This is a genomic window from Leptolyngbya sp. FACHB-60, from assembly GCF_014695775.1.
Taxonomy (GTDB): domain Bacteria; phylum Cyanobacteriota; class Cyanobacteriia; order Phormidesmidales; family Phormidesmidaceae; genus Nodosilinea.
Map to the genome: position 1 here is coordinate 34,928 of NZ_JACJOX010000017.1, position 18,841 is coordinate 53,768.

General features: G+C 57.4%; 16 protein-coding genes. 11 read left to right on the forward strand and 5 right to left on the reverse strand.

The window, feature by feature from the left end:
• Positions 1 to 414, forward strand: coding sequence for a nuclease A inhibitor family protein (locus H6F57_RS04945; RefSeq protein ID WP_190628018.1), 414 nt, complete (start codon positions 1 to 3; stop codon positions 412 to 414).
• A 53-nt stretch (positions 415 to 467) separates the two neighbouring features.
• On the forward strand, positions 468 to 1,916 hold the full coding sequence (locus H6F57_RS04950; RefSeq protein ID WP_190628016.1) for a glycoside hydrolase family 13 protein: 1,449 nt from the start codon (positions 468 to 470) through the stop codon (positions 1,914 to 1,916).
• A 54-nt stretch (positions 1,917 to 1,970) separates the two neighbouring features.
• Here the strand turns inward: H6F57_RS04950 and H6F57_RS04955 are convergent, their stop codons facing one another.
• A complete protein-coding gene (locus tag H6F57_RS04955) occupies positions 1,971 to 2,942 on the reverse strand; it encodes an ABC transporter ATP-binding protein (RefSeq protein ID WP_190628014.1) in 972 nt (323 codons plus the stop codon).
• A gap of 191 nt (positions 2,943 to 3,133) precedes the next feature.
• On the opposite strand from H6F57_RS04955, the gene H6F57_RS04960 reads away from it, so the two are divergent.
• The 6 genes from H6F57_RS04960 (at position 3,134) to folE (ending at position 8,756) form a co-directional block, all read left to right on the forward strand.
• A complete protein-coding gene (locus H6F57_RS04960; RefSeq protein ID WP_190628012.1) occupies positions 3,134 to 3,310 on the forward strand; it encodes a hypothetical protein in 177 nt (58 codons plus the stop codon).
• Positions 3,311 to 3,841: 531 nt separating this feature from the next.
• Positions 3,842 to 4,537, forward strand: coding sequence for an aldehyde oxygenase (deformylating) (locus H6F57_RS04965; protein ID WP_190628124.1), 696 nt, complete (start codon positions 3,842 to 3,844; stop codon positions 4,535 to 4,537).
• 175 nt (positions 4,538 to 4,712) lie between these two features.
• Positions 4,713 to 5,765, forward strand: coding sequence for a long-chain acyl-[acyl-carrier-protein] reductase (locus H6F57_RS04970; RefSeq protein WP_190628010.1), 1,053 nt, complete (start codon positions 4,713 to 4,715; stop codon positions 5,763 to 5,765).
• Positions 5,766 to 5,931: 166 nt separating this feature from the next.
• Positions 5,932 to 6,912 carry an acetyl-CoA carboxylase carboxyl transferase subunit alpha gene (accA, locus tag H6F57_RS04975; RefSeq protein ID WP_190628008.1) on the forward strand — a complete coding sequence of 327 codons (981 nt, stop codon included), beginning with the start codon at positions 5,932 to 5,934 and terminating at the stop codon, positions 6,910 to 6,912.
• Positions 6,913 to 7,217: 305 nt separating this feature from the next.
• Positions 7,218 to 7,952 carry an SDR family oxidoreductase gene (locus H6F57_RS04980; protein ID WP_190628006.1) on the forward strand — a complete coding sequence of 245 codons (735 nt, stop codon included), beginning with the start codon at positions 7,218 to 7,220 and terminating at the stop codon, positions 7,950 to 7,952.
• An 81-nt stretch (positions 7,953 to 8,033) separates the two neighbouring features.
• The gene (folE, locus tag H6F57_RS04985; RefSeq protein WP_190628004.1) at positions 8,034 to 8,756 is read left to right on the forward strand and encodes a GTP cyclohydrolase I FolE; all 723 of its coding nucleotides are present in this window, start codon (positions 8,034 to 8,036) and stop codon (positions 8,754 to 8,756) included.
• A gap of 112 nt (positions 8,757 to 8,868) precedes the next feature.
• Here the strand turns inward: folE and H6F57_RS04990 are convergent, their stop codons facing one another.
• Positions 8,869 to 11,277 carry a glycoside hydrolase family 9 protein gene (locus H6F57_RS04990; protein ID WP_199289745.1) on the reverse strand — a complete coding sequence of 803 codons (2,409 nt, stop codon included), beginning with the start codon at positions 11,275 to 11,277 and terminating at the stop codon, positions 8,869 to 8,871.
• A 352-nt stretch (positions 11,278 to 11,629) separates the two neighbouring features.
• On the opposite strand from H6F57_RS04990, the gene H6F57_RS04995 reads away from it, so the two are divergent.
• The gene (locus H6F57_RS04995) at positions 11,630 to 13,159 is read left to right on the forward strand and encodes an N-acetylmuramoyl-L-alanine amidase (protein WP_190628003.1); all 1,530 of its coding nucleotides are present in this window, start codon (positions 11,630 to 11,632) and stop codon (positions 13,157 to 13,159) included.
• 45 nt (positions 13,160 to 13,204) lie between these two features.
• Here H6F57_RS04995 and H6F57_RS05000 read toward each other — a convergent pair whose 3' ends face one another.
• Positions 13,205 to 15,313: a cation:proton antiporter gene (locus tag H6F57_RS05000; protein WP_190628001.1), complete on the reverse strand. Its 2,109-nt coding sequence runs from the start codon at positions 15,311 to 15,313 to the stop codon at positions 13,205 to 13,207.
• A gap of 233 nt (positions 15,314 to 15,546) precedes the next feature.
• Here H6F57_RS05000 and H6F57_RS05005 point away from each other — a divergent pair, with 233 nt between their 5' ends.
• Both H6F57_RS05005 and H6F57_RS05010 read left to right on the forward strand, forming a co-directional pair.
• Positions 15,547 to 16,101, forward strand: coding sequence for a hypothetical protein (locus H6F57_RS05005; protein WP_190627999.1), 555 nt, complete (start codon positions 15,547 to 15,549; stop codon positions 16,099 to 16,101).
• Positions 16,080 to 16,661, forward strand: a complete 582-nt coding sequence (locus H6F57_RS05010; protein WP_190627996.1) for a DUF1517 domain-containing protein — start codon at positions 16,080 to 16,082, stop codon at positions 16,659 to 16,661. The genes H6F57_RS05005 and H6F57_RS05010 overlap by 22 nt, the downstream gene beginning before the upstream one ends.
• On the opposite strand, the gene H6F57_RS05015 is transcribed toward H6F57_RS05010, so the two are convergent.
• Together H6F57_RS05015 and H6F57_RS05020 are read right to left on the reverse strand one after the other, a co-directional pair.
• Positions 16,654 to 18,036 carry a cytochrome c biogenesis protein gene (locus tag H6F57_RS05015; RefSeq protein WP_190627994.1) on the reverse strand — a complete coding sequence of 461 codons (1,383 nt, stop codon included), beginning with the start codon at positions 18,034 to 18,036 and terminating at the stop codon, positions 16,654 to 16,656. The two genes, H6F57_RS05010 and H6F57_RS05015, sit on opposite strands and share 8 nt — an antisense overlap.
• Positions 18,037 to 18,074: 38 nt before the next feature.
• The gene (locus tag H6F57_RS05020; protein ID WP_190627992.1) at positions 18,075 to 18,818 is read right to left on the reverse strand and encodes a cytochrome c biogenesis protein CcdA; all 744 of its coding nucleotides are present in this window, start codon (positions 18,816 to 18,818) and stop codon (positions 18,075 to 18,077) included.
• Between the last annotated feature and the right edge of the window lie 23 nt (positions 18,819 to 18,841).

The following is an 18,841-nucleotide window of genomic DNA, read 5'->3' on the forward strand; positions in this document are numbered from 1 at the left end:
ATGGACCTGCAACCTGAGCACTATGAACTAGCGATCGCCCTATCGGCCATAGAAGGCGCAATGGCCGGTCTTTGGTATCCCAGTGAAAGCGATGCCCTGGTCTCCCTAGTGATCTACGCCGACCCCCTGCCCGATACGGAGGCCTTGGCCCAAAAGCTGGGGGCGGGGGAGGAGAACCTCGAAATTCGGCCCGCTGAAACTTTTTTTCGGCCGGTGCTCAACAACCCCTACTGGGCCAGTGAGCAGGGCGGTCACCTAGCGCAGAAATTTGCCAATCTCCGTGATGTGCTAGAAACCCACCTAGAAGATCTCCAGAGCATTCGTGTGGGTGTGGGCAATGTGACGTTATATCTACTAGGGCGGCATTCTAGCGGCTGCTACCTTGGGGCCTGCACCCACGTCGTCGAGACCTAGCCACTCCGGTCAGATGACGGTAGCCTAACGGTAGCAATCAAGGCAATGTATCTATGGCTTTCCAAACCCCAGACTGGGTGAAGCACGCGGTCTTCTACCAAATTTTTCCCGACCGGTTTGCCCGTACCCAGCAGCATCTAGATGACCCGGCGATGGCTGTGACCTTAGAACCGTGGGAGACGCCGCCGACGCCCTTTGGCTACAAGGGCGGTGACCTCTGGGGCATAGCCGAAAAACTCGACTATTTGGCAGATCTAGGGGTTACAGCCATCTATATGACGCCGATTTTTCAGTCGGCCTGCAATCACCGCTACCACACCCATGACTATTACCAGGTTGATCCGCTGCTGGGGGGCAATCCGGCTTTTTTGGATCTGCTAGAGGCTGCCCACGCCAAAGACATCAAAGTGGTGTTAGATGGGGTGTTTAACCACTGTAGCCGCGGCTTTTTCTTCTTTAACGACATTCTTGAAAACGGCCCCAACTCTCCCTGGCTGGAATGGTTTGAGGTGGGGGGCTGGCCCCTGTCGGCCTATGACGGGTCGCAGCCCGCTAACTACCGCAGCTGGGTCGACAACCGGGCTTTGCCGACCTTTAAGCACGACCACCCAGCGGTGCGCGAATATCTGATGCGGGTGGGTGAGTATTGGGTGCGTCAGGGCATTGATGGCTGGCGGCTCGATGTGCCCTTTGAGATCAAAACCGAGGGCTTTTGGCAAGAATTTCGCGATCGCATCAAGGCCATCAACCCCGAAGCCTATATCGTTGGCGAGGTGTGGACCGATGCCAGCCAGTGGCTCGACGGCACTCAGTTCGACGGGGTGATGAACTACATGTTCACGGGGCCAACCATGGCGTTTGCGGCGGGCGATCGCATCCGGATGGATCTAGTCGAAAAGCCCCACTACTATCCCTACCCCGCCCTAGATGCGGCGGGTTATGCCGAAAAAATTCAGCAGCTGCTCAAGCTTTACCCCTGGGAGATTCAGCTGACCCAGCTCAACTTGCTCTCTAGCCACGATGTCGCTCGCATTCATTCGGTGGTGGATGGGGATGACGCTAGCATGGTGCTGTCTACGGTGCTGTTGTTGACCTTTCCAGGAGCGCCAAGCATTTACTACGGCGATGAGGTGGGGCTACCGGGCGAGCTAGACCCCGACTGCCGCCGTACCTTTCCCCCTGAAAAAGAGTGGCACCTCGATCTATTGACTATTCACCGGGAGCTGATTGCGCTGCGCCACCGGCACCTGGCCCTGCGCATCGGCACCTACGATGTGCTGCACGCCGAGGGCCATGTCTATGGGTTTAGTCGCACGCTGGGGAGCGATCGCATCATTGTCATTCTTAACGCTGGCGAAGAGAGCGTGCCCCCGATCTCGACCGATACCTTAATTTCTAAGGGGCAAACCGTCCACGAGGTCTTTACCTACCACGGGGCTACCTGGACCCAGGACAGCCTAACGCTGCCCTCGCGATCGGCGGTGGTGGTGACAGCAGAGTAAGGCGAAAGGAATCCCGTTGGCTGCACCATTTCACTAGGCCACCGACCCGAGCTTCTACCCACCCCGACGCTGACGAATTTGGGCAATAAAAAACTCTTCCAGCGTTGGGCGAGTCTGTTGTAGGGCAATTAGGTGGCCTCCCACTAGGGGGATCTGCTTGGCAAACTCGTAAGGGTCGCCTTTGACATGGCCTTGCCAGAGATCGCCCTGCACCGTCATTTGGTCGAGCCAGAACTCTAGCTCGGCGATGCGACCGCCGCGACCTTTTGCCACATATTGGTCGGCGGTGCCCAGCAGCTGGTCTAGGCTGCCGCTGGCAATCAGCTCACCCTGGTCGAGAATGGCGATGCGATCGCAAATCACCTCCACATCCGACAAAATGTGGCTATTAAAAAAGATCGTCTTGCCCTCTCGCTTTAGGGCCAAAATAATTTCCCGCACTTGAAAGCGCCCGGTGGGGTCAAGCCCTGACATTGGCTCATCGAGAAACACTACATCGGGGTCATTCATCAATGCCTGGGCCATACCCACTCGCTGGAGCATCCCTTTGGAGTACTGGCGTAACTGCTTTTTCTTCGCCGCTTCTTGAGGTAGTCCCACCAGATCGAGCAGCTCCACAATACGGCGCTGCTGAGCCGCCCGCGACAGACCAAATAGACCAGCGGTATACTGCAAAAACTCCCAGCCGGTCAAAAAGTCGTAAAAGTAAGCATTCTCAGGCAGGTAGCCAATGCGCTGTTTTACCGCACTGTCGCCCAGGGCATGACCCAGTAGAGTCGCCTTGCCCGCCGTCGGGCGAATAATGCCCAACAAAATCTTCAGTAGTGTCGTCTTACCCGCCCCGTTGGGGCCTAGCAAGCCAAAGGTTTCACCCTGATAAACTGTGAGAGAACACTGCTGGAGAGAAGTAACTCGCTGGTTAAGCCAAAACCCAGTGCGATAGGCTTTACCTAGCCCCTCGGTTTGCACCACTGGCACCCGATCTAGCGGTGTGGTTAGCCCATTTTGTGACAGTACAGCGCCCATACCCGTGCTCGTAAAACCGTGATAGAACCGTATTAAGACGTTAGGCAACGTCAGCGTATCTCTGTTTAGGGTACCCGCCCCGTGGCACTATGGTACTGACTTAGCGCTGGTCCGGACTGTCACTGACCTTAGTCTAGGTTCAGCCTAGAGTGACCCTGTCCTCGTTCTCATACTCCTTCCTAAGTGCTGCTATGGATCGCTCCAAGCTCGTTGCTATCGTTACCGGCGTTATTTCTCTGCTGCTAGCAGTTGGCTATTTAGTACTAGTACAACTCCTCGATTTTCGCGGCGATATGGTGCCCGCTCCCCTATCATTCCTGCCCAACTTGCCATTTTTGGCTGCGATTTTCAGCCTTATTTTAAGGTAGGACAAAGTTTTCAAGGTTCAGGGCATGCCGTTAAAAACCGTTGACCTAAAGCATGCACAAAAGCCAAATCCAGAGGTTGCTCTAAAAATCCTGCTCTATGCAGCAAATAGTTGAGGATGTCCCCTCAACTCCCCTCCTTTTGAGGAAAGCACAGGGCAGCAGATAGCTAAAGTGACGACAGATTCCGCTTCAAAAGCTTCTAAGGCTTTCAGCGCAGTTATTTTCTTCAGCGTCAAAACCACCCAGATCTAGGGTTAACTTTAAAACAACGCCTTTCTAAGCTGGGGGAGATCGCCTGGTTGAAAATTTTGTTCCCCGCCAAACCATCTATTAGCAATACTTATAAAACCTTGCAATTGGCTCTATTTTCTCTATAGGGCTCGTGATTTCCCGCAGAGTTAAATTGGGTTTAGGGCAATGTCGCCCTATATCTGTCCACTGAGTGCCCCCACAAGCCCGTTGACTTTGGCATAGTATTATTGCGATTAACCCCTAAGATATTTATCCGCTACCCAGCAGGTACCCATGGCCATGCAACAGCTTGAGACAACTTCGACCCTTGACTACCAGTCAGAGCACTACAAAGATGCCTATAGCCGCATCAATGCCATTGTGATTGAGGGCGAGCAAGAAGCGTACGACAACTACTGCAAGCTGGCAGAGTCAATTCCTGACTCTAAGGATGACCTGCTGCGTCTAGCAAAAATGGAAAGCCGGCACATGAAAGGTTTTCAGGCCTGTGGCAAAAATTTGGCCGTCACTCCCGATATGGAGTTTGCCGCCAAATTTTTCTCTCAGCTGCACGAAAACTTTCAGCAAGCTTGGGCTGAGGGCAAAATTGTCACCTGCCTACTCATTCAGTCACTGATTATTGAGACCTTTGCGATCGCGGCTTACAACATCTACATTCCAGTAGCCGATGATTTTGCTCGCAAAATCACCGAGGGCGTAGTCAAAGACGAATACAGCCACCTCAACTTTGGAGAAGAATGGCTCAAGGCCAATTTTGAGTCGGCCAAGGTCGAGCTTGAAGTGGCGAATCGCCAAAACTTACCCATCATCTGGGCCATGCTTAACCAGGTGGCTGACGATGCCCAGGTTCTCGGCATGGAAAAAGACGCCTTGGTTGAAGATTTCATGATTACCTACGGTGAGGCGTTAGCCAACATTGGCTTCTCCAGCCGCGAGGTGATGAAACTCTCAGCCCAAGGTTTAGCTGCTGTTTAGACCGCCATCCGGCAGCCGCTAACGGTCTGAGCGTCAGCGGCCCGGCTATTTCAAACCTCTCTGACCTGCCCAGTGTGCTATTCAATCCAGCACTGGGCAGTTTATCGTAGGTAAATTGTTAACCTGCACCATAACTTTTTGGCGCATTTCCCCTCTCCAATACCCTAGATACGCGATGTTTGGCCTAATTGGACATTTAACCAGCCTTGACCACGCCCAGCTTGTAGCCCGAGACTTGGGATATCCAGAATATGCTGACCAGGGGCTCGATTTTTGGTGCAGCGCCCCACCTCAAATTGTCGACACGATCAAAGTCACCAGCGCCACCGGCCAACAGATCGAAGGCCGCTACGTTGAGTCGTGCTTTTTACCGGAGATGCTAGCCGCTAAGCGCATTAAAGCGGCTACCCGCAAAATCATCAACGCCATGGCCCACGCCCAAAAGCACGGCATTGACATCACGGCTTTGGGCGGCTTCTCCTCAATTATTTTTGAGAATTTTAACCTCAACCAAATTCAGCAGGTGCGCAACGTCACCCTAGAGTTTGAGCGGTTTACCACAGGCAATACCCACACGGCCTACATTATTTGCCAACAGGTGGTGGCCGCTGCCGAAAAGCTCGGCATTAACCTCTCTGATGCCACCGTGGCGGTGTGCGGTGCTACTGGGGATATTGGCAGCGCTGTCTGCCGCTGGCTGACTGCCCGTACCGACATCAAAGAGCTGCTCTTGATTGCCCGTAACCAAGAGCGGATTCAGCGTCTGCAAGAAGAACTGGGCTGCGGCGTGGCTATGGATCTCGATACTGCTCTGCCCAAGGCCGACATTGTGGTGTGGGTGGCCAGCATGGCCAAGGGAGTTGAGGTTGACTCCAACAGCCTGAAGCGCCCCTGCCTGATGATTGACGGCGGCTATCCCAAAAATGTCGACCAGCACTTTAATTTTGATGGCGTTCACGTGCTCAAGGGCGGCATTGTCGAGCACTCCCTCGACATCGACTGGCGGATCATGCAGATTGTGAACATGGATGTGCCCGGACGCCAGCTGTTTGCCTGTTTTGCAGAAGCCATGCTGCTGGAGTTCGAGAAGTGGTACACCAATTTTTCGTGGGGACGCAACCAAATCACCCTTGAGAAAATGGATTTGATCGGCCAGGCGTCGCGGCGGCATGGGTTTCGTCCCTTGCTCGACCTCAACACGTCTCTCTTGGTCACTGAGCTCTCCTAAGCGGACGATACCCTGATCGCGGAGGTTTTATGCCCTCAGTTTTATCCGCTGAGCAGAGGGGCTGCGGCTTGGTATCCTAGATTGCAGACGGGCAAGAATTTTCTGGGTGACCAGGGCGTTCCTAGCCCATGTTGGCCTGTTTAAATAGTTTGTTTCTTCCTTGGCTATGGCCCCACCTGAGCGCAAGTCCATTCTGCTGTCCTTTGAAAAGCCCCTGGTCGAACTAGAGGCCCGCATCACCCAGATTCGAGAACTGGCGGAAGAAAACGATGTGGACGTGTCGGCCCAGCTGCTTCAGCTGGAAGCCCGCGCCACCCACCTCCGCCAGGAAATTTTTTCTAACTTAACGCCAGCCCAGCGACTACAGGTGGCCCGCCATCCTCGCCGCCCCAGCACCCTCGACTACATTCAGGCGATTACTGACGACTGGCTTGAGCTGCACGGCGATCGCGGCTCGGGCAAAGATGATCCTGCCCTAGTGGGGGGGGTGGCCCGGCTCGAAGGTCGGCCTGTGGTGATCTTGGGCCATCAGAAGGGACGCGATACCAAAGACAATGTAGTGCGCAACTTTGGTATGGCCTCTCCCGGTGGCTACCGCAAGGCCATGCGGCTGATGCGCCACGCCGATCGCTTTTCTATGCCAATCATTACCTTTATTGATACTCCGGGTGCCTATCCCGGCTATGAGGCCGAGGAAATGGGGCAGGGCGAGGCGATCGCCTACAACCTGCGAGAAATGTTTGGCCTCACGGTGCCAATTGTCTGCACCATCATTGGGGAAGGCGGCTCTGGCGGTGCTCTAGGGATTGGCGTGGGCGATCGCCTGATGATGTTTGAGCACTCGGTTTACACGGTAGCCAGCCCTGAAGCCTGCGCCGCCATTTTGTGGAAAGACGCGGGTCGCTCGGGCGAGGCGGCCGAAGCCCTCAAAATCACCTCTTGGGATCTTAAGCAGCTGGGTCTATTAGACGAGCTTCTGCCCGAGCCTGTAGGAGGTGCCCACGCCAACCCCATTCAGGCAGCAGACATTCTTAAGCAGGCACTGGTGGAGCAAATTACCGAGCTGTCTCAGCTAGCGCCTGCGGCCCTACAGCAGTTGCGCTATCAAAAGTATCGCCAGATTGGGGTCTTTGCCGAGGCCGCCTAGGGCGCGTTGGCTAGGACGCCAACGGCTGCTCGCTCTGCTTCACCAAATCAGTGCTCCATGTCTCAAGCCCTGTTTCCCCAAGAAGGAGTTAATGCTCTGTTCATATTCGCGGTCAAGGTCAACGCTAGGGTAAACCAAGACTACGCCGCTTACTAACGATGCCTGCGCTCATAAACTGTTTACATTTGTTAACATAGGAAAAGTGCTTAGCCCACACGCCTTTCCCCAAGGGGCAATCTGCCCTGGTTCTCTGGCGATCTTGGGGTGTCAGCTATCCTGATTTCTTTGTTGATTGGTAACTACCATTGCAGAATCCTGTATCTTCTGACCTGCCGCGTCGCGCCCTGGTAACGGGGGCTAGCCGTGGCATCGGCAAAGCGATCGCCCAAGCCTTGGCCTTAGCTGGGTATGACGTTGCTCTGCTCGGTCGCTCCCTAGAGACCTTGCAACCGGTGCAGGAGGAGTTGAGCACCTACGGCGTTTTGGCTAAAGCCTATGCCGTTGACTTAGCCCAAGAGGGCTTGCAGCCTCGGCTAGCAGCGGTGCTAGCCGACTTCGGACCGCTCAGTGTAGTAGTCAACAACGCTGGTATGGGCTACACCGGGCCGCTAGCCACCATGCCCTTAGCTGACTGGCAGCAGGTGATGGATTTGAACGTCACCAGCGTCTTGCAATGTATTCAGGCGGTGCTGCCCATGCTGCGACAGGGCGGTGGCGGCACCATCGTCAACATCGCCTCGATTGCGGCTCGGTCGGCTTTCCCCGATTGGGGAGCGTATACCGTGAGTAAAGCCGCCATTGTGGCTCTATCGCGGGTACTAGCCGCCGAAGAGCGCGCCCACGGCATCCGGGTTGTGACGGTGTCACCGGGGGCGGTTAACACCCCCATTTGGGATACCGATACGGTGCAGGCCGATTTTGATCGGTCGTCCATGCTCACGCCAGAGATCGTGGCTCAGACCGTTCTGCACACCATTCTCTTACCCCCTGAGGCGGTGATTGAAGACCTCACCCTAATGCCCGCAGGCGGTGCCCTGTAGCTAGTTTTTTCCCTGTCGCGCCCCTGGCCAACTCAGCGAGTGGCCTCAATTTTGTTGAACCTCTGGAGTATTTAGAACCCTATGACTACCGCATCCTCAAGCAGCCTTAACGACAAAGCGACTAACAGCTCTAGCACCATTGGCACTGGCCTCAAGGGCATAACCCCCGAAATTCGGCCCGATCGCACCCACAGCTACCGGGAAGAGGGCGATCAGTACCCCATCCCTGAAACTAGCCAAGAAGACATGAGCGACGCGGTGCGCACCATGCTGCTGTCGGTGGGTGAAGACCCGGAGCGAGAGGGACTGCTCAAAACTCCTAAGCGCGTCGCCGAGGCTATGCGATTTCTCACCAGCGGTTATCAGCAGTCGTTGGAAGAACTGGTCAACGGTGCCATCTTCGACGAGGGCCACAACGAAATGGTGCTAGTGCGCGATATCAACCTGTTTAGCCTATGTGAGCACCACATGCTGCCGTTTATGGGTCGTGCCCATGTAGCCTATGTTCCTAACCAGCGGGTAGTAGGGTTGAGCAAGCTGGCCCGCATTGTCGAGATGTATTCGCGGCGCCTTCAGGTGCAGGAGCGCCTCAACCGCCAGATCGCTGAAGCGGTGCAGGAAATTTTAGATCCCAAGGGTGTGGCCGTGGTGGTGGAGGCCAGCCACATGTGCATGGTGATGCGCGGCGTGCAAAAGCCCGGCTCTTGGACAGTGACCAGCGCCATGCTAGGGGTGTTTCAGGAAGATTCTAAGACGCGCGAAGAGTTCCTCAGCCTGATTCGCCATCAGCCTTCGTTCTTCTAGGCTGAACGGCTTCTGGCTCGCGAATCGAGCGAGGCGATAGTCCCTAAAAACCGGGTTTCTGTAGGCTAACTCCAACGATTGGAGGTTGCACAGAACCCGGTTTTTTTGACGCCTATGGGGTTGAGCGTCCCGCCAGGTAGCCCCAGGCGTAGGCCGCATCACCCATACTCTGCATAATCGTGAACTCGTTGACGTTGGGCACGTAGTAAATGTCGAAATAGGTCTCGACCGAAGGCCACTGCCGAGCCGGGGGGACCGCTACCGTTTCTAGAACGTCAAAGAACCAGTCTGAGCCGTAAAAGCCCGTGTCGATGGGGCCATAGAGGGTGATGCCCGGCAGCAGGTCGCCGGTAATGCGCTGATCGACGATGAGAGGATTTTGGGGCGACTTGTGGCCCAGGCCGGTGGTGTAGGTCATGTTGTCGGGGTTGGCCCCGGCGGAAAACTGGCAGGCTAGCAGCGCGGCGTTGAGATAGCGATCGCCACCGGCTAGCGCATGGGCCCGCAGCAGGATCCGCGCTTTGGGAGTCCCAAGCCCATCGCCCCAGCCGACCGGGGTCGACGGGTGCACCTTAGTCCAGCCAAAGGCCGTGGTTTGACCGGTTTCTACGGCGGCGTCAGCCTCGGCCAGCAGCGTGGTTCGCAGCTCGGCCTGAAGTTCTGCGTCGACCTGGTCAGCGGGGAGGCGGCTGTAGAGAAAGTTGATTTCTCGCTGGGGGGCGGCAATCCGGTAGTCGCCGCGCGCCTCAGCGGGAATGGCCGAGCGCGCGGCGACAAAGCGATCGTGCCAGGTGCGATCGCCCGTCAGGTCATAAAGCTCTAAGGCCGCCAGGGCGCGATCGGCCTCAATGCGATGGCGGGGCCATTCCTGGGCCTGAATGCCGGCTTCATGCTGAGCCTCGGCCCAGGCCATGGCCGCTAGGGCGCTGTCGCGGTAGCCCCCGGCCTGATCGGGAACATAGGTCTCCATCAGTCGGGCCGTGCGGGCTGCCACCCCAGCGTAAACATAGCTGCTCCAGGGGTCGGGGGCGTAGGCCATCACCGGCAGTGACTCTTGCCAGCTGGTTTCGCCTCGCTTGGGGTGTTCTGCCGACTCAATGCCGCCGCGCACGCCGCCCTCAGAGGTTTGCAAACGGCGAAAGAAATCGACTCCCCACAGCGCCTCATCCAACAGATCAGGGTGATCGTTAGCAGATTCTGGAATATTGAGCGCCATATCGCTTAGGGGCTCAGGAAATAGTTCGAGCAGTTCGAGCAGCCAGCGGGCGACCTCCAGGTGCTGAATGCGGCGATCCCAGTCGCCCGCATCGAAGTAGCCACCCCAGGCGTTGGCTACCACCGCATCAGTCTTGCCCTTTACCAGATTGGCGAAGTTGCCGTCGTCGGTGCCTTGGGCGTTGAGGCCATTGCCCGTATCCATCAGCCCAGTGGTGGATTGGTAGACCTTGACCCCATCGTCGGGGTGGAAGGGACGGGGACGCTCAATATCGGTGTAGGGCTGCCCTAGGGCAATGCCGCTGCGCTGGTGATAGAAGCCGCGGGCCGCCACATAAAAGGCCTGTTGCCAGGCATTTTCAGCCACCGCAAAGGAGTTAGAGCAGCCGACAGTGTCTACACAGAGTCGGTACTGACCAGGCTGAGTGAGGGCGCTAAAGTCGAGTTGGTCAACGTCGGTGAGGGTGTAGGTGCGATCGCGGGCATCCTCTGCCTCTTCACGGCGATAGCGGCGGCTAGCCTGTCCCCTCAACGCTACCTGGTTTGTCGCCTCGTCGATCACCTGAAACGACAGTCCCTCGGGATAGCTCAGCCCGCCGCCCGTACCCATCCAGGTCGACAAAAACCCTACTTTAAGGGAGTCGTCGGGGCGAAACCCTAGGGCCGACACATGCACGGCCTCACTGATCTGGCGATCGGGTTGGTAGTCCAGAGTCAGGGGCGGTAGCTCCTGCCCTGTGATTTGAACTTGATAGCTCTGCCCTGGAGTCAGGGGCGTGGGCAACCGCAAGTAGAACCGATGATCCATAGCCCAGCGGCGATTGTCTCGGCTGACCTGGGCTGTGTCTATGGGCTTGCTTTTGCGATACACCTCTATCGGCGTTACGGGCTGCCGATAGCTAGGATCATCCTGGGACTGAATGTGATAGCCGTACGGTTGGCCGGCGCGATTGGCATTAAACGGCTCCTCGCTGTAGCTGTCGAAGCCGTAGAGCACAGATTGATCGGGGCTGACCAAGGTTCCCAGAGCCTGCCCTTGCCGCAGCACCCAAGTGTTGTCACCCGAAGTTTCTAGCTTGTCTTGGGGCTGGGCGCGGTAGGGCTCCTGGCGAGCGTGGGTGATGGTGCCCTGGCGAAGGGAGACCACGATTACTTCAGGGCTAACCACGGCTACTGTCACCGGGGGCTGCGCCGATTCGGCGTTGGGCAACCAGCTAGTACCGGCTGTGCAGGCCATCAGAAATGTCAGCAGCCCAAGCAAAAACGCAGTCCGGCGGGGCCGGCGACCTACAGTAGCAAACAGCATTTGCAGCAACTCTCCTGAGCAATTGATCAAAGGCAGCAAGGTGGGCATCGTGAGCCGTTGCCTGCTCTCAGCCCTGGGGCCATAGTATAAACTGCACCTGTAGGTGTGGAGCCTTGTTCCCATGCTGTACCAAAGTTTTACCCCAGCTAAACAATTGGGCTATTGCTTCATTAAAAGTGAGCTAATATCTAAGCCGATTCAGCCTTTTCTTTCTGAACGGTCGCTGCTCGCGGGCTAGGTGGTATGGCTCGGCCAACAGGTTGCGATCGCCCAAAAGCGCGGCTGAATTCTGTGGTGTGTGGGGAGATCGGCCCGATTGCGGCTAAGGCAGCTTTTTACTGGAGTAGTTGGGGTGGCTGGGGTATGCCTATTTGGCAGCCTACCGGCCAAAGCCAGCGCACGGCTTCAAGCCTGGGAATTTGACACTGGCCAAAACCGTTTGGTGTTTTCCACCGAAAGCGGGGTAGAGCCTCAGGTCAGCTGGCTCAGCAATCCGCAGCGGTTGGTCATCGATCTACCAGGCATTTTGACAGAAGAATCCCTAGGCGATCAGTTTGTTGGTGGAGCGGTCGCGGCAGTACGCGTCACCCAGGCCGATGCCCAGACCACCCGCATGGTGCTAGAGCTGAATCCCAACTACAGCCTCGACCCTAAGCAGGTAAAGGTGTGGGGCCTGACCAGCCAGCAGTGGGTGGTGCAGCTACCGGGTTCGACCCCAGTCGCTGCCGATGGCGGCTTGACCATGCCCGATTTTTCCAAAGCAGCCCGACCGCGCCCCCTAGCAGCGGCTGGAGCCGATCCGCTGCCGCCATTGATCAGCCGCAACCAGATCAACAACGTCGCTGTCAGGGCAACGGCCACCGTGCTGCGCGGTGTTCAAACCACCGCCGAGGGCTTCTTCATTCCCACCGCTGGGGCTACACCTCAGGTGCGGGTGTACCGCACCCGCGATGCTAATCAGGCGCGGCAGATTGTTATTGACCTGCTAGACGCGGCCATTGCCCCTGGCCTCACCCCCGAGGCGCTGCCCCAGGGGCGCTACGGCATCCACCACTGGAGCATCAGTCAGTTTGCCACGGCCCCGCCTGCCATTCGCCTCACCCTCACCCTCGACGGGTTTAGCCCCGACTGGCAAATTACCCCCCTCGCCAGCGGCGGCATTTGGGTCACCCCCATCGGCGTCGCCCCCAGTCAAATTGCGACCCCACCCACCACGGTCGTGCTGCCGGTGCTCAACCCGGTAGTAACGCCACCACCGATCGCTCAATCTCCCCCGCCCACAGCAACAGTTCCAGCACCGGCCATCGCTTCAACGCCTGCCCCCCGCCCCGCCCAAGGCCAGGTGCTAGTCATGCTCGACCCAGGTCACGGTGGCGTTGACCCCGGAGCGGTGGGCATTGGCGGCCTGCAAGAAAAAGGGGTAGTGCTGGCGGTGGCCCAGCACACAGCAGCCGTGCTGCGCGCCCAGGGCATTGCCGTGCAGATGACCCGCCAGAGCGATCAAACCGTCGATTTGCAGCCCCGAGCCGATATGGCCACAGCGGCTCGGGCCACAGTGTTTGTCAGCATCCACGCCAACGCAGTGAACATGCAGCGCCCGGAGGTGAATGGGCTCGAAACCTATTACTACTCCGAAACTGGGCAGGTGCTAGCGGCGGCCCTCCAGCGCCAGGTGCTGAGCACCATGGCGATGAACGATCGCGGCGTGCGCCAGGCCCGTTTTTTGGTGCTGCGCCGCACCGCTATGCCCGCGGCCCTGATCGAAATTGGCTTTGTGACCGGCGCTACCGATGCCCCCAAACTGCGTGATCCACGCTGGCAGGCGCAGATGGGGCAGGCCATTGCCCAGGGGATTCTCAACTATTTGAGGAGCCAGCCCTAGGGTTGGGGTGGATAGGTAAGGGGCAGATGGGTCGAGGGGCTAGCGCTAGTTTGAGGCGTATTTGGCCAGAGCGGCGGGAAAGTTGACGATGATCATGTTGGTGTCCCAGTTGGTGCGGGTGATGGCTTCGGGCTCACGGCCCAGGGCAGGCTGGCCCCGGGAGTAGGTGCTGGCAATCAAAATCAGCAGCGTATTCGGCCGCACGGCCTCCGACACGCGCTTGACGGTGTTGCCCTGCACTGGCTGCACGGTGCTGTCAGCGTCTTGGAGCAGGGCGGTGAGCTGGCGATCGCGCACTGACCCAATCGTCATCTGCATCACTTGAAGCGGGGCCTTCAGTTCCTCCGCCAGGCATTGGGCCATGGCCAGGGTACTTTGAATGTGCCCTAGAACCTGACCACCAGTAATGGCAAACAGCACCTGCTCGGTATTTTTAATGGGCTGCGGAAAGCGGCTTATCAGCACCGGGATGGTGGCCGATCGCACAATGGTGTCGATCACGCTGCCAAAGAAATTCTCTTGATAGGTCGAAAACCCCTTCCAGCCGCAGATCAGCAGGTCTGCCTCGCGTTCTTGTATGGTACGCAACACGCCCCAGGCTACCGAGTCATCAATGCGGCCAATGGTTTCGACCGGAATGGTGGCCGAGTGGGCAATGGTTTCGGCGTTTTCCAGCAGGCGGTTTTGGCGAATTTTCTCAGCTTCGACGATGGGCTGGTTGCGATCGGGCAGGACGTGCAGAGGCAAAAGGGTGCCAGCCGTGCGCTGAGTCAGAATGATGGCCAACTGGAGCAGGTTGTCTTCGGTGTTGGGATTAGCCACCGGAATCAGCACCCGCTTGCCTAGGATGGGCATTGGTATCGATGTTTGAGCCACAGGAGCCAAAGCCGACTCCGCAGCCGTTTCACCTTGCATCTGTGTTCCCCAGCGGGCGACCACCCAAGGAGACAGCACGCAGCTAACCAAAATCATCGCGATGATGGCGTTGACCACTAGTTCATCTACCAGGCCAATGTCAAAGGCAATGGTAATGGCGGCCAGAGTAGAGGCGGCCTGGGCCATCGATAGGCCAAACATCACCATGGCGCTGGGAAAGGTCCACTTAAACCAGCGGGCTGACGCCCAGGCCGCCAGAAGCTTACTGGCCAGTTCTACTAGCACAATCGCCGCGGCGATCAGCAATCCCTGGGGTTCGCGCAGCAGAATGAGCGGGTCTACCAACATGCCGACCGAAATCAAAAAAATCGGCACAAACAGCGTGTTGCCAATAAACTGCACCCGGTTCATCAGCGGGCTGAGGCGAGGAATAATTTGGGTAATTGCCACCCCCGCCAAGAACGCCCCCACAATCGCCTCAATCTCGATCAGGCTAGCTAGGTACGACGCCACAAACAGCGTCGCCAGCACAAAGGTAAACTCAGCCCCTTCGTCATGACCAAACCGCTTAAAGAACCAGCGACCCAGCTTGGGCACTCCCCACAGCACCGCAAAGGTGTAGATCGTCAGGGCCGGAATTAAAAACAGCCAGAAGCCTAGGGTTAGATCGCCCTGATCGGCCTTAACCACCACCGCCAGCACCAGCAGGGCCAGCACGTTGGTAATCAGCGTGCCCCCCAGGGTAGCAATCGACGAGGGGTGGCGCATAATGCCCAGCTTGCTCAACACCGGCAGCGCCACCAGAGTATGGGAGGCCAGGCAGGAGGCTACCAGCACCGAGGCCCAAAAGCTATAGCCCAGCGCTAGCATTGCCCCGGTGCCCAGCAGCATCGGCACCACAAAGGTTGCAAGGCCAAAAATAATTGGCTTGTCGGCGTCTTTTTTGAGGTCGTCGAGGCTAGTTTCTAGCCCGCCCAAAAACATTAGAAACAACAGCCCTACGGTGCCCAACAGCACGATGGTAGGATCCCGATCCAAAATACCGAGGCCGTGGGGGCCAACGACTACCCCTGCCAAAATCAGACCAATGATGCCCGGTAGGCGCAGCCGTTCAACCAGCAGCGGAGCCACCAGCATAATGGCCAGGATAGTAAGAAAAATGGCTACCGGGTCAGTAAGCGGTTCTTGCAGCAGCTGCCCCAAAGGTAGGGGAATGAACCCAACCAAGGTCTTGGAACCGGCGATCGCCGCGTCAAATCTTAGGCCTAGGTAGGTCATGGTCTATCGGTTGATAAATATCAGGGCAGGGGCGCATCTAGAGCATCACCCTCAGGCCAAAGCTCTTACTTCGCCTAGGGACATAGACAATACGGGGGACGCAAGCCCTTGGAGGACAGTGGTAGCCTTCTTTTTGAATGCTAGAGCTCGACTATTAGGATAACCTTCGCGTCGGCTTATCCCACCGCTTTTTGCATAGTACCGTCTCCCCTAGCCCACCCAGGAGAAGGATCATGGCCACTGTTCCGCGATCGCCCAATCACCACAGCCGCAATGTCTATTGCCTGATTGTGCTGATGCTAACCCCGAGCTGCCTGGGATTTTTTGTTGAGCGGCGCAACGAAACAGCCCGCCTCGCCGAGGCCCAGGGGTTGTTGTCTACCGACACCACCCCCCAAGGAGTATCAGGCGGCCGGGCTCGCGGCGGTGGCTTTGACAGTCCCTCCGACGGCGGCTCACCTGGGGGAGGTTTTTCCGGCGGCGGTGGTGCGTTGCCCCCGCCAGGGGGTCCGAGCTATGGCGGTCCAGGTTATGGTGGCGGCTATCCCTCCTACCCTAGCGGCGGTCCAGTGATTGTGCCGGTGCCCGGTGGCTACGTGGGTGGCTACCCTGGCGGCTATGTGGGCGGCTATCCTGGCGGCGGCATCGCGATCGGTAGCGATGCAGGTCTATTGTTTCTGCTGGTGGTGCTGGGCTTTACGGTTCTGCCTTTGATCACAAATTTGATGCGCTTGGGGGTAGTAGATCTGGTCGCGGCATCCAAGTTGTGGACAGCGGCAACGAGCTAACCAACGATGTCGTCACCATAACTCAGCTCCAGGTGGCGCTGCTCTCCCAAGCCCGCGATCTTCAGACTGAGCTAGAGACTATCGCCGCCCGTAGCGATATTGACACTAAGCCAGGGCTGAATCAGCTGCTGCAAGAGACGGTGCTGGCCTTGCTGCGATCGCCCGAATACTGGTCCCACGCCAAGCTTACCGGCCAAACCGTTCGCTCCCGCGCCCATGCCTCCCAGGTCTTTGAGCAGCTCTCCGTCACTGAGCGCAGCAAATTCAGCCGCGAAACCTTAGTCAACGTCGGCGGCCAGGTCAGCCGTCAAACTTACCAGCCCAAGGCCGATGCCGACCCGGCTGCCTACATCGTGGTAACGCTAATCGTGGGCACAGCCGACGATCAACCCTTGCTCACTCAGCCGATCCATTCTGCCAGCGATCTCCAAGCAGCCTTGAGACGGCTCCCCGACTATCTGCTGGTCTACGAACTGCTTTGGGCACCGCAAGCGGCCAGCGATAGCCTCAGCTATGACCAAATGCTGGCCGCCTATCCCGACCTCACCCAAATCAGCTAACCGGAGCTTCAGTCAATTCGGCCTCGTTAGAATCGGCAGAGACAGCTTCCAGCAGGGCGAGTAATTCGCGCTCAAAGGCCACTTGGGCGCGGTTCGTTCTGCCGCCCACATACACCGTGCCCTCCTGCGCCAGCGCCCACACCTGAGAGTGCGACACGTAGCTCATGATCACCCCCAGCATCAGCAAGCCAAAGCCCCCGTAAACCAAAGGAATGCCTGGGTCAGCCTTAATTTGCAGGCCCGTACTGCCTACTACATCTACCAGCGAGAGCCTAACGCCATTCACCTCTGCCGCCATGCCTTTACGAACCGTAGAAATGAGCTGTCCGGCATTGTCGTAGATCAGCACAGAACCTTGAAGATCGGTGGCCAGCAAAGTCACGCCTTCGCTCATATCGGGTTTCGTCGGCAGCCAGGTACCCCAAAAGCGTGGGCCGTCGTTCTCGAGCTGCTGCATCGGCAGTTGCAGCACCGGGCTGTTGTTAAGCTTTACCTGCACCGCGGCTACGCCCCAGTCGGCTTGATAGAGGGTCACGCCCTTGTGGCGCAGAGGCTGGTTTACAAAGATGGTCTTGCGATCGATTTCATCTCCGGCCCGGTCTAGCACTGACAGGTCAGAGTAAAACTGATCAATATTGCCCTCAGGACTGTAGTCAATCCAAAATCGGTTTACCCGCACCGACCAGTCTTTAGGAATTTGGGCCTCGGCCCAGGGACCAGCATCAAAAATATTGCGAATTTGAAAGGTCTCGCCGCTGGGCACGATCTCTTGGGCAAAAAAGCCCGTCATGGCCCCTAGAATGGCCCCCGCCAAAATCAGCAGCATGCTGGCGTGCACCACAATAGGGCCAATGCGGCCCACAATGCCCTTGCGTCCGTAGAGCTGATTGCCGTCTTGAAACACCCGGTAGCGCTTTTGGGTCAATCTATTGACTAGGGAGGCGAGGTCAGTTTCGGACAGCTCAGCGCTCAAAGCTAGCTTTTGAAACTGGCGGGGTTGAGTGTAGTACTTCCACTTTTGAGCTGCCCCCAGAGCCGGGAACTGACGGGTAAAGGTGCAGGCGGTCAGGCTGGCCCCAAACACCATCAGCAGCGCCAAAAACCACCAGGTGCGGTAGACGTGATCTAACCCAAGGGTGAGAATTACCTTCCAGCTCAAGAATCCAAGCAGAGCCGGATCCTGGGGATAGTTGGTCTGGTAAAACTCCAGAGTCTGGCCCTGCTCAATCACCGTGCCGCTGATGCTAAAGGCCGCGATCGCCAGCAGCAGCACAATTGCCAGCCGCAGATCCGCCAGCAGCGGCAGCAGATCTTGTCTAAAATAGTCGCGCACCCCGTCCCAGAGAGTCGGTTGGGGAGCTTCAGACGGGGCCATAGTATCCCTCAGAAACGGGTGACATATTTTCTAGAAAATTACACCAAGCTGGTCGGCAGCAGCCGAGACAGCAGCGAAAACACCCCAAACCCCAGCAGCAGCGCCCCACTTGCCGGTGTCACCCAGCTCGACCACTGACGCAAATCTAGCAGTCGTTTTAGAGACGCGGTAAAGGTACCCGCCAGCACCAGCGGCGTTACATAGCCCACGGCGTAGGCCAGCAACAAGGCACCGCCCAGCACCGGATCTTTCGTAGTTGAAATCCAGGCTAGGAGGGTAGCCAGAACTGGTGTGCTACAGGGCGACGCCACAATACCAAAGGTGAGACCCAGAGCGTAGGCCCGCAACCAAGGGGGCAAGTTTAGATTTTCAAAGGTGGGGCCAACGCCAGCGGGCAAGGCCAAGGGAATGACTCCCAACAGATTTAGCCCCATCACGATCGCCACCAGGCTCACCACAATCGGTAGCCCCCAGGCCACCTGACCATAGACGTAGCCAAAGAGCCCAGCAATCAGGCCCAACAGAGCGAGGGTGGTGGCGAGGCCAAGGGCAAAAGAGAGCGATCGCGCGATCGCACCACCCCGATCACCTTCTTCATAGCCGCCCATATAGCCCACCATAATCGGCAGCATCGACAGCAGACAGGGAGATAGGCTTGTTAAGAGCCCCGCCAGCCCCACCACTGATATGCTCACCCAAGACACCTGAGTGAGTTGATCACTCACCAGTTGATTAGCCCACTGGGCAATTTCGTATAAATAAAGCTGCAGGCTCTCGAACATTAGCGAGGTGATGAGATGCAAAA